The 11,046-nt window shown below is 70.4% G+C and carries 9 protein-coding genes and 2 pseudogenes; 3 read left to right on the forward strand and 8 right to left on the reverse strand.

From position 1 onward, the window contains the following. Nucleotides 1-138 precede the first annotated feature (138 nt). Nucleotides 139-1,377 (forward strand): cytochrome P450, encoded by a 1,239-nt coding sequence (locus A5624_RS12205; RefSeq protein WP_066866428.1) that lies wholly within the window; start codon nt 139-141, stop codon nt 1,375-1,377. Nucleotides 1,378-1,390: 13 nt separating this feature from the next. Here A5624_RS12205 and A5624_RS12210 read toward each other — a convergent pair whose 3' ends face one another. The 6 genes from A5624_RS12210 to A5624_RS12235 form a co-directional block, all read right to left on the reverse strand. After that, nucleotides 1,391-2,545, reverse strand: coding sequence for a glycosyltransferase family 1 protein (locus tag A5624_RS12210; protein ID WP_066866430.1), 1,155 nt, complete (start codon nt 2,543-2,545; stop codon nt 1,391-1,393). A gap of 51 nt (nt 2,546-2,596) precedes the next feature. Further along, nucleotides 2,597-3,154, reverse strand: a complete 558-nt coding sequence (locus tag A5624_RS12215; RefSeq protein WP_232002251.1) for a DUF3592 domain-containing protein — start codon at nt 3,152-3,154, stop codon at nt 2,597-2,599. An 11-nt stretch (nt 3,155-3,165) separates the two neighbouring features. Further along, nucleotides 3,166-4,821 (reverse strand): 2-succinyl-5-enolpyruvyl-6-hydroxy-3-cyclohexene-1-carboxylic-acid synthase, encoded by a 1,656-nt coding sequence (gene menD / locus A5624_RS12220; protein ID WP_066866432.1) that lies wholly within the window; start codon nt 4,819-4,821, stop codon nt 3,166-3,168. A gap of 105 nt (nt 4,822-4,926) precedes the next feature. Next, nucleotides 4,927-5,712, reverse strand: a complete 786-nt coding sequence (locus tag A5624_RS12225) for an alpha/beta fold hydrolase (RefSeq protein ID WP_066866434.1) — start codon at nt 5,710-5,712, stop codon at nt 4,927-4,929. After that, nucleotides 5,709-6,626 (reverse strand): o-succinylbenzoate synthase, encoded by a 918-nt coding sequence (locus A5624_RS12230; protein WP_232002252.1) that lies wholly within the window; start codon nt 6,624-6,626, stop codon nt 5,709-5,711. The genes A5624_RS12225 and A5624_RS12230 overlap by 4 nt, the downstream gene beginning before the upstream one ends. A 50-nt stretch (nt 6,627-6,676) precedes the next feature. Further along, nucleotides 6,677-8,281: an amidohydrolase gene (locus tag A5624_RS12235; protein WP_066866436.1), complete on the reverse strand. Its 1,605-nt coding sequence runs from the start codon at nt 8,279-8,281 to the stop codon at nt 6,677-6,679. A gap of 111 nt (nt 8,282-8,392) precedes the next feature. Between A5624_RS12235 and fadD8 the strand changes: the two genes are divergently transcribed. Then, a complete protein-coding gene (fadD8, locus tag A5624_RS12240; RefSeq protein WP_369806917.1) occupies nt 8,393-10,012 on the forward strand; it encodes a fatty-acid--CoA ligase FadD8 in 1,620 nt (539 codons plus the stop codon). Nucleotides 10,013-10,095: 83 nt separating this feature from the next. Here the strand turns inward: fadD8 and A5624_RS12245 are convergent, their stop codons facing one another. Continuing rightward, the gene (locus A5624_RS12245; protein ID WP_066866438.1) at nt 10,096-10,596 is read right to left on the reverse strand and encodes a TetR/AcrR family transcriptional regulator; all 501 of its coding nucleotides are present in this window, start codon (nt 10,594-10,596) and stop codon (nt 10,096-10,098) included. 22 nt (nt 10,597-10,618) lie between these two features. Continuing rightward, nucleotides 10,619-10,873: pseudogene (locus tag A5624_RS27380) on the reverse strand (aldo/keto reductase); the annotation flags it as partial. Nucleotides 10,874-10,961: 88 nt separating this feature from the next. Here A5624_RS27380 and A5624_RS28195 point away from each other — a divergent pair. Further along, nucleotides 10,962-11,046 (forward strand): annotated as a pseudogene (locus A5624_RS28195) (TetR/AcrR family transcriptional regulator); the annotation flags it as partial.

An 11,046-nucleotide genomic window follows, 5' to 3' on the forward strand; every position in this document is an offset into this window, starting at 1 on the left:
AAGGATAGGCCGCTGAACACCCCGCTCGGGAGTGTTGATTCCAGGCCGGCAAGACAGGTAGTCGGCTACGCATGTGCCGCGCGGGGGTGCGGCCGAGACTCGGTATGGAAGCACATCGCCGACGACTGAGGCCTCACCATGACCACCACGATTGACCCGCCGGTTTGCCCCAATGTCTTCGATGCCGGCCTGCCGGCGATCGATTATGAGCTCTGCGGAAGCCTCGAGGAGGCCCATGCGATCATCAGCGAGGCGCGCCGCCTGGCGCCGATCGCCATCGGCCCGCACGGGCCGGAGTTCCTGACCTATGAACTGGTGCGGACCGTGCTGCGCGACCCGCGGTTCCGTATACCGCAAGGTATGTTCCTTGCCTCCCAAGGGATTACCAGCGGACCGCTGTGGGACCGCGTCGCGACGAACCTGATCAGTCTCGACGGGCCCGAGCACCACCGGCTACGCCGACTGGTCTCCCATGCCTTCACGCCGCGAGCCACCGCGCGGCTGGGCACGACCATCGTCGAGGTGATCAACCAACTCGTTGACCGCCACACCGCGACCGGGCGCTGCGAGGTGGTCGCCGACATCGCCCGCCAGTATCCGATCCCGATCATCTGCGCGCTGTTGGGCGCCCCGGCCGAGGATTGGAGGCTGTTCTCGGAATGGACCGACGACATCTTCAAGGCCTTCAGCTGGGAGGTCGCCGGCCACCAAGAGACGATCTTGGCGGCCTGGGACGAACTCGACGCCTACATCGACGACATGGTCGCTCAGCGCCGCGACCGGCTGACCGACGACCTGATCTCCGAACTGATCCGGGCCGAGGACGACGGGGACCGCCTCAGCATCGACGAGCTGCGGATGCTGGCGGCGGGCCTGCTGGTGGCCGGCACCGACACCACCCGCAACCAGCTGGCCGCCTCGGTGCAGGTGCTGTGCGACCACCCCGACCAGTGGACGATGCTGGCCGAGCATCCCGAGCTGGCGGCCGACGCGGTCGAGGAGACGATGCGGCATTCGCCGATCGCGGGCGCCACCCTGCGCACCGCCCTCGAGGACGTCGAGATCGCGGGGTTCACGGTCCCGGCCGGCACGCTGGTGATCGCCAACACCGCTGCGGCCAACCGTGACCCCGCCGCCTACGACGACCCCGACCGGCTGGACATCACCCGCGTGGCGGCGGCGCCGATGCAGACGTTCGGCGCCGGCATGCACTACTGCCTGGGTGCCAATCTGGCTCGGCTCGAGCTCGCCGAGGCCCTGACGGTGATGGCACAACGCATGCCCAACGCTCACCGCACCGGCCCCGCCCCATGGAAGCCCCTCACCGGACTGAGCGGACCACTCACGCTCCCAATCGAATTCGGCCCCGTTGGGTGAACGGGGCCCTAGCTCATTCGCCTTGGGCGTGACGCGTCGCGCTGAGTTGTCGCCGGGCAAACGGCGAGAGCACCGCCTCGTAGTGGCCGAGCAGCTCGTCGCAGATGACCGGCCAGCTGCGCCCGACCACGCTGCGCCGGGCGGCCAGCGCGTAGCGCGGCCGTTCGGCGATCAGGTGTGCGACCGCGTCGGGCAGCCGGGGCTCGAACTCGTTGACGGCCAACAACAGACCGGTACGCCACGGGGTGACGAGGTCACGTGGGCCGCCGGCGTCGGGGGCGATCACCGGCAGCCCCGACGCCAGCGCTTCTTGCACGACCTGACAAAACGTCTCGTGCTCACCGGGATGCACGAACACGTCCATGCTGGCGTACGCCGCGGCGAGTTCGTCGCCGTAGAGCGCGCCCGTGAAAACCGCTGCCGGCATTGCTGATTGCAGCTTGGCGCGGTCGACGCCGTCACCCACGATGACGAGCTGAACCGCGTCGCTGGCGGCCAGGCCGGCCAGGCGCTCGACGTGCTTCTCGGGCGCAAGCCGGCCCACAAATCCGACGATGGGCTTGCCCAACGGCGACCACTGCCGCCGGAGCGCCTCGCTGCGCGCCGACGGCGCGAACCGCAGCACGTCGACACCGCGCGCCCACCGGTGCACGCGCGGAAAGCGGTGCGCGACAAGAGCTTCCATCGTGACGCTGGACGGTGCCAGGGTACGGTCGGCGAGCCCGTGCAGGTGACGGAACCAGGCCCAGGCGGCCCGCGCCGTCATCGGGATGCCGTAGCTCGCCGCGAAGCCCGGTACGTCGGTCTGATACACCGCCACCGTCGGCACCCCCAACCACCGCGCCGCGCGCAGCCCGCCGTAGCCCAACAGCGCCGGCGAGGCCAGGTGCACCACATGGGGATCAAATCCACGCAACACCTTCACCAGCCGGGGGGTGGGCACCCCGAGCGGCAGGCTGGTCACCTTCGGGAACATCCGCGACGGCACCCGGTGCACGCGGATGCCGTCGTAGATGCGGTCCGCCCGGGGCTGGCCCGGGGGCGCGTCGGGGGCGATGACGAGGGCTTCGTGACCCGTCCGGCGCAGATGCTCGAGCACCCGGATCACCGAGTTGCTGACACCGTTGACTTCGGGGAGGAAGGATTCCGCGACGATGGCAACGCGCACATCACTACCGTGTCAGCATCGACTGTCGACAAGGTTGCCTGCCGGCATACGTCACGCGAAATTTGCAGGTCCGGCACCGTCTGCGGCCGGGCTCGGCGGTCCGTCTCGGGGCGCGTCGCGGCGGTCCAGCCACTTGTCCAGCAGCGCCAGCACGATCAGGATCGCCGCCGCGCCCAGCCAGCCCACCACCGCGATCGAGCCGGCCGGGATGATCGCCAACCCGGCGTTGCGGTGTTGCACGCGAACCAGGTTCGGATCGTTCTTGTTGTACTCGACGTAAATCCGCATCCCAGTGGCCAGATGGGACGGATAGAGCACACCGAGCTCGGGACGATAGGTGACCCGTTCGGGGGTGACGAATTCGATGGTGGAGCGGCGCGGCCCGGCGCTGAGCACCTCGGCCTGCGCGACGCCCATGTTGTGGGTGATCGCGATGTCGTCGCGCCAGGCGCCGGCCACCAGCAACAGCGACTGCAAGGTGACCAGGCCGATGACGATCAGCACCGCAATCCGGGCCCACCGCAACACGATCCGAACGCGAGTTTTCGGCGGCGCGTCACTGCGACCATGAATCAGTATGTGCAGCAGCACCTTTGGCGATATTGCCATCTAGGCGCGCCTCACAGCGCGGCCTTGATGGCGGCGTGCAGTTGGCGCAGCGACGACCGGTCGGCCTTGACCTCCAGCACCCGCATCCCGGCCCCGGGTTCGTCGAGGGCCGCCGCCAGTTCGCCGACCTCGATCTGGCGGCTCTCGACGTGGTAGGCGCGGCACAGCGCGCCCACGTCGACGTCGTGCGGGGTGCCGAAAACCCGTGACGACACGTCGGAGAACCGCGGGTCGCCCTGCTCGAGCAGTTCGAAGATGCCGCCGCCGTTGTCGTTGGAGACCACGATCGTCAGCCGGCGCGGCGTGGGCTCGGTGGGCCCGATCAGCAACCCGGAGCTGTCGTGCACGAAGGTCAGGTCGCCGATCAGCGCGACCGTGCGTGCCGGGGTGTCCGGCCCGCCGTGGCGTTCGTGGGCGAGGGCCGCGCCGATCGCGGTCGATACCGTGCCGTCGATGCCGGCGACGCCGCGGTTGGACCGCACCCGGATGCCGTGGGTGTCCAGGCCGACCAGCGCGGCGTCGCGGACCGGGTTGGACGCCCCGAGCACCAGTTGGTCGCCGGGCACCAGCGCGTCGGCCACCGCCGCCGCGACGTGCAGGCCGGTGGTCAGCGGGTGCGCCGCGAGCTGGCCGCGGACGGCGGCCAGGGCGTGCCGGTTGGTCTGCGCGCAGCGGTCCAACCAGGCCGGGTTGGGCGAGCCGGTGGTGACCGCCCGCGTCCCGGTGGCCTGCGAGTTGCCCGAGACGTCCGGCCAGCGCGGCCCGGTGGTCAGCGCGAACACCGGTACCTGCGGGTCGGCCAGCAGCGCCGACACCGGCCGGTGCAGGGTGGGACGGCCGAGCATGATCACCTGCTTGGGCCGCAGCAACGGCAGCGCGAGCGGGTGCAGCGGGTTAGGCACGGGCTGGCCAGAAAATGAAGTCGGCTCCGCGACCGTCGGCAGCTGGGCCAGGTTGGGCTGTGCGCCCGCGCCGTGCCCGGCGATGACGACCGTGTCGGGTGTCAGGTCGATGTCCAGCGGTTGGTCGAAGGTGACCGGCGGGGTGTAGGTCCACGGCCGCCCGCCCGGGCGGCCCGGCGGGGTCACCGCCTGGGGCTCGGGACCGGGGACCAGAGGTTCGCGCAGCGGGATGTCGAACTGCACGGGCCCGGCGTTGGCGGTGCGGGATCCGGTGGCGGCCGTCAGCACCCGGCAGGTGGCCGATCGCCAGGTGGCATTGAGCGCATCCAGCCGCTCGGGGGCGTCCTCGGCCAGCCCCAGGCTGATGGTGGCCCGCACCTGGGTGCCGAAGTAGCCCAGCTGCTCCATGGTCTGGTTGGCCCCGGTGCCCAGCAGTTCGTAGGGCCGGTTGGCCGACAGCACGATCAGCGGCACCCGGGCGTAGTTGGCCTCGATCACCGCCGGGCCGAGGTTGGCGACGGCGGTGCCGGACGTCATGGCGACGCACACCGGCGCGCCGGCGGCGATGGCCAGGCCGATGGCCAGGTAGCCGGCGGTGCGCTCGTCGATGCGGACGTGCAGGCGGACCCGGCCGGCGCGGTCGGCGTCCTGCAGCGCGAAGGCCAGCGGGGCGTTGCGCGAACCGGGGCAGAGCACCACGTCGCGGACGCCGCCGCGAATCAGCTCGTCAACGACGACGCGAGCCTGTGTCGTCGAGGGGTTCACTCCTACAGGGTGTCATAGCCCGCTGACGATGCCCGCCGCGCTGGGGCGGGAGGAGGAAGCGGGCGATCAACATAGGCCCTGTGTCATGCGCCCAGCGCGAGGCGGCTACTTGTGCTCGGCGAAGAACTTGAGCATGGCGGCGTTGACGGCGTCGGGCCGCTCGAAGAAGCCCAGATGGCCGGTGTCGGGGATCTGCACGTAGCGGCCGTTGGGCAGGGCGTCGGCGACCTCGCGGCCCAGGTACGGCGGCGTGAGCACGTCATCGGAGAAGCCGATCACCAGCACCGGCGTCGCGATGCTGCGGTAGGCGGTCAGCCGGCTGGTGTACGGCGCGACGTCGAGCTGGGCGCGCATGCCCGGGGTGGGCTTGACGGGCCAGGTGGAGAACATCGCGATCCAGTCGGCGACGGCGGTGTCGTCGTTGAGCGTCTTGCGGGAAAAGTTTTCCAGCAGGCGGATTTTCGCCTCGTATGCGGCCGGCAACGCGACGCCGGCGTCGGACAGCTCGGCCTCGGCGTCGCGGAAGAACTGCCGGGCCCGGTCCATGCGGCCGCGGGTGCCCATCAGCACCGCCGAGCTGACCAGCTCGGGCCGGGCCAGCATGAGCTCCTGGGTGATGAACGCGCCCATCGACATCCCGACGACGCGGGCCGGGGCCGCGTTCAGGCCTTCGATCAGCGCCGCGGTGTCATCGACCATGGTCTGCGTCGAGAAGCCCTCCGCGTTCTCGGTGGCGCCGATCCCGCGATTGTCGAAGGTGATGACGCGGTAGCCGGCCGACAGGAACGCGGGGACTTGATAGGGGTGCCAGGTGCGTCCGGCGCCGCCGTGGCCGGCGATAAAGACCACGGGCTCACCGGAGCCGCGGTCGTCGTAAGCCAGGTTGATCACCCGGACGACGGTACAAGCAACTGATGGCAGGCCTTGACCCGGTCGATCCACCACTGCCGCCGCTCCGGCGCCGCCCGCAGCGCGCGCAGCCGCTCCGGATCGGGCCTGACCGGCCCCACCGGCAGGGTCCCGTCGACGGGCTCGAGGGCGTCGGCGACGTCCTGCAGAAACAGCCCGCCGGTGCCCAGCCCGCAGGCGTGCCGAAGCTGCGGCAGGGCCGCGGCGGCGGTCAGGCCCGCGGCGATGCCCACCGCCGAATCCAGCGCGCTGGAGACCACCACCGGGATGTCGATCTGCGCGGCGATCGCCAGCATGGCCGAAATCCCGCCCAGCGGAGCAACTTTGAGCACCGCGATGTCGGCGGCGGCGGCACGGACCACGGCCAGCGGGTCGTCGGCCTTGCGGATGCTTTCGTCGGCGGCGATCGGCACCTCGACGCGGCGGCGCAGCGCCGCGAGTTCGGCGACCGTCGCGCAGGGTTGTTCGAGGTATTCCAGCGGGCCGTCGGCGGTCAACGCGGCGGCCGCGGCGACCGCCTCCTCGACGCTCCAGCCACCGTTGGCGTCCACCCGCACCGTCGGCACCAGTTCACGCACGGCGTTGACCCGGGCGACATCGTCGGCGAGGGTCTGTCCCGGCTCGGCGACCTTGACCTTGGCCGTGCCGGCCCCGGGGAAGCGGGCCAGCACCTCCGGCACGTCGGCGGCGGCCACGGCCGGCACGGTCGCGTTGATCGGCACGCGCTCGCGGCGGGTGGGCGGCGGCGTTCGGTAGGCGGCTTCGATACCCGCGGCCAGCCAGTGCGCGGCCTCGCGCGGCTCGTATTCGACGAAGGCCCCGAATTCGCCCCACCCGGCCGGGCCGTCGATCAGCGCGACCTCGCGGGTGGTGATGCCGCGAAACCGGACCCGCATCCGAAGCGCCACCACGTGCAGGCGGTCCAGCAGGTCCTCCAGCGTCGGCGTCACGCGCTGTAGACCCGGCGGCCCGCCAGATATGTCGCCCGCACCTCGAGGTCGGCGATCCGCTCGGGCGCGACGGCGCGCGGATCGGCCGAGAGCACCACCAGGTCGGCGTACTTGCCGACCTCCAGCGAGCCGATCACGTCGTCGGAGAACAGCTGCCAGGCCGCGTCGATGGTCTGCGCGCGGATCGCCTGCTCGACCGTCAGGCGTTCCTCGGGCCCGAGCACCCGGCCGCTCGGCGCCGTGCGGGTCACCGCGACGCTGATGTTGCGCAGCGGCTCCTCGGGCGTGACGGGCGGATCGTTGTGCAGCGAGATGCGCATCCCGGTGGCGACCGCGGATCCCGCGGGCATCCAACGACTTCCGCGCTCCTCGCCGAACAGGCCGTCGACGATCACGTCGCCCCAGTAGTGGATCTGGTCGACGAAGATGCTGCAGGTGACGCCGAGGTCGTGGGCGCGCTGCAGCTGCTCGGGCCGGATGGCGCCGACGTGCTCGAGGCGCAGCCGGTGGTCGTCGCGCGGGTGGCGTTTCAGGGCCTCCTCGTAGACGTCGAGAATGGTGTCCACACCGGCGTCGCCCTGCACGTGGCAGGCCATCGGCCAGCCGAGCGGGAAGTAGGAGCCGACGATCTCGTGCAGCTGCTCTTTGGTGTAGTTGGCGCAGCCGCACGACCCCGGCACGACGCCGATGATCCGGGTGGCTTCGGTGTCCAGGTAGGGAAAGGACAGGTCGATGTTGCCGATCCAGGGCGAGCCGTCGACCCAGATCTTGATGCCGACCTGGCGGGCCATGTCGTCGCCCTGCCCGGGGGTGGCGGCCGTCGACATCTGTGGGTTGGAGATCTCGTAGGTGCGCAACCGCACCGTCAGCCGCTCGCGCAGCTGGTCGAGCACCGGGCGGAAGTTCGGGTCGAACGCCATCTCCGAACAGGTGGTCAGGCCGGCGCGGTTGAGCCGGGCGCACTCGGCGAGCAGCATCCGCGGATAGTCGGCGAAGTCGATGGCCCCGCCCAGCAGCGGGAACACCGCGCCGGTTTCTTCGGCGGTGCCGTCGAGCTCGCCGTCGGCGTCGCGGCCGTATTTCGCGCCCTTGGGGTCGGGGGTGTCGCGGGTCAGCCCGTGCAGCTTGGCGGCATGCGAGTTGAAAAAGGCCTTGTGCCCGGAGTTGTGCATGATCACCAGCGGGCTGTCGGGCGCGATCTCGTCGAGCCAGCCGAGCGTGGGTTCCGGAAGGCCGTTCTGCAGCAGCGGATCCCAGCCGTTGAGGAAGGCGCCGTCGGACCCGCGGCGGGCGACCTCGGAGTGGATCGCCGCGACGACGTCGTCGGCGTCGCGCATGGTGACCGGGCGGATGTCGACGATGCGGTCCGACAGCGCGACCGCCTCCATCAACGGATGTCCGTGCGCCTCAACGAAACCCGGCATGACGCAGCCGTCACCGGAATCGACGGTCCGGGTGCCGGGGCCGGCGAGGTCGGCGACCTCGGCCCGGGTTCCGACGGCGATGATCCTGCCGTCGGCGATCGCGAGCGCCTCGGCGGGGCGCCGCTGCTCGTCGACGGTCAGGATGGTTCCGGTGACGACGAGATCTGCCTGCCCCATGGGGAGGGATCGTAGTGGCTGCCGGCGTCCAACAGGGCGCGGCTGACCCAAATTGCAACACGTTCTAGTCTTGCTCATGAGTCGCGTCGGCGACGATGCTTCAGCGATGTGATGAGGAGGAGCGGCGCCATGACAGCCGACCTGTTGCGCAACCCGACCCACAACGGCCACCTGCTCGTGGGCGCGCTAAAGCGCCACAAGACCAAGCCGGTGCTGTTCCTCGGCGACACCACGCTGACCGGTGGTCAGATGGCCGAGCGGATCAGCCAGTACATCCAGGCGTTCGAGGCGTTGGGCGCGGGCACCGGCGTCGCCGTCGGCCTGCTCTCGCTCAACAGGCCCGAGGTGCTGCTGATCATCGGCGCCGGCCAGACCCGCGGCTACCGGCGCACCGCGCTGCACCCGCTGGGCTCGCTGGACGACCACGCCTACGTGCTGAACGACGCCGGCATCAGCTCGCTGATCATCGACCCCAACCCGATGTTCGTCGAGCGGGCGCTGGCCCTGCTGGAGAAGGTGCCCGGGCTCAAGCAGATCCTGACCATCGGGCCGGTGCCCGAGGCGCTCAGTGGGGTGGCGGTCGACCTGGCGGCCGAGGCGGCCAAGTACGACCCGCAGCCGCTGGTGGCCGCGGACCTGCCGCCGGATCAGGTCATCGGCCTGACCTACACCGGCGGCACCACCGGCAAACCCAAGGGCGTGATGGGCACCGCGCAGTCGATCTCCTCGATGACCCAGATCCAGCTCTCGGAATGGGAGTGGCCGGAGGAGCCGCGGTTCCTGATGATCACCCCGCTGTCGCACGCCGGCGCGGCGTATTTCCTGCCCACGCTGATCAAGGGCGGCGAGATGCACGTGCTGCCCAAGTTCGACCCGGCTGATGTGCTGAAAACCATTGAGGAGAAACGCATTACGGCCACTTTCCTGGTGCCGTCGATGCTGTATGCGCTGATGGACCACCCGGACTCGCACACCCGCGACCTGTCGTCGCTGCAGACCGTCTACTATGGCGCCTCGGCGATCAACCCGGTGCGCCTGGCCGAGGCGATTCGCCGGTTCGGCAAGATCTTCGCCCAGAACTACGGGCAGTCCGAGGCGCCGATGGCCATCACCTACCTGGCCAAGAACGAGCACGACGAGAAGCGGCTCACCTCCTGTGGGCGCCCAACGCTTTTCGCCCGCGTCGCGCTGCTGGGCGAGGACGGCAAGCCGGTCCCGCAAGGCGAGCCGGGCGAAATCTGTGTCAGCGGGCCGCTTTTGGCGGGCGGGTACTGGAATCTGCCCGAGGCGACGGCCGAGACGTTCAAGGACGGCTGGCTGCACACCGGCGACATGGCCCGCGAGGACGAGGACGGCTTCTACTTCATCGTCGACCGGGTCAAGGACATGATCGTCACCGGCGGCTTCAACGTGTTCCCGCGCGAGGTCGAGGATGTCGTCGCCGAGCACCCGGCCATCGCCCAGGTGTGCGTGGTCGGCGCGCCCGACGAGAAGTGGGGCGAGGCCGTCACCGCGGTGGTGGTGTTGCGTTCCGACGCGCCCCGCGACGACGCGTCGATCGAGAAGATGACCGCCGAGATCCAGGCCGCGGTCAAGGACCGCAAGGGCTCGGTGCAGTCGCCCAAGCGGGTGGTGCTCGCCGACTCGCTGCCGCTGACCGGGCTGGGCAAGCCGGACAAGAAGGCCGTGCGCGCGCAGTTCTGGGAGGGCGCGGCCCGCTCGGTGGGCTAGGCGATAGCGGCGAGCGTGAAACTAACTTCACACTCGCGTCCGAACGTGCAAGTAGCTTCACGCTCGCGTCCAAACGTAACGAGTCAGCGACTCACCCCCGCGACCAGCAGGTCGAGCATGCGCCCGGTCTGCTCCGGTGAACCGCTGACCAAGAAGATGCCGATCAGGCTGGACACCACGTCGTCGGCCTGCACGTCGGCGCGCAGGCTCGCGTCGTCGGCGCCGGCCCGCAACAGCGACTCGACGGCACCCACGATGCTGTCGCGAGTCTGGCTGGGCGCAAGCGCACCCGAGTCGAAGATCGCCTGCAGGGACTCGGCCATGCCGCGCTTGGCGGCGACGAAGCTCGCGTAGCGGTCCATCCAGCGGCGCAGCGCCGTCTTGGGCGGATGGCGCTCGAGCAGGTGCTCGGCGGCCGCGGCCACCTCGGCGAGCTCGGCGCGGTAAATGGCCTCGACGAGCGCCTCCCGGTTGGGGAAATGGCGGTACAACGTGCCGATCCCCACCCCCGCGTCGCGGGCGATCGACTCGAGCGAGACCGCCGCGCCGTGCGCGGTGAACGCCGCGGTGGCCGCCGCCAGCAGCCGTTCGCGATTGCGGCGCGCGTCCGACCTTGCTGACGATGACGAGGTCGTCGGGGTAGGGGGCCAGTGCCGCGTGGATCCGGCGGTTCACCTCGCCGGGTCCGTAGAACGACGCGGTGTCGATGTGGTTGACGCCCAGTTCGATCGCGCGACGCAGCACCGCGGCCGCGTCGTCGGCGGTCGTCGCCTCGAACAGTTGCATGGCGCCGTAGCCCATGCGGGCGACGGGGGTCACGCCCAGAGTGCCGATGCCGCCGGGCCGGGGTTGGTCTGTCATGGTGCTCCTGAAGAGATCGGGTGACACACTGGTGAAAGCGGAGGGGCCTCCGCATTCATAGCGTAACAGAACCGGAGGAGCCTCCGCTTTGGTGGGAAGGTCGGACGCGCGCCGCAATCGCGAACGGCTGCTGGCGGCGGCCACCGCGGCGTTCACCGCGCACGGCGCCGCGG

It is taken from the genome of Mycobacterium sp. 1482292.6, from assembly GCF_001672995.1.
In the GTDB taxonomy this organism is placed as follows: Bacteria; Actinomycetota; Actinomycetes; order Mycobacteriales; family Mycobacteriaceae; genus Mycobacterium; species Mycobacterium europaeum_A.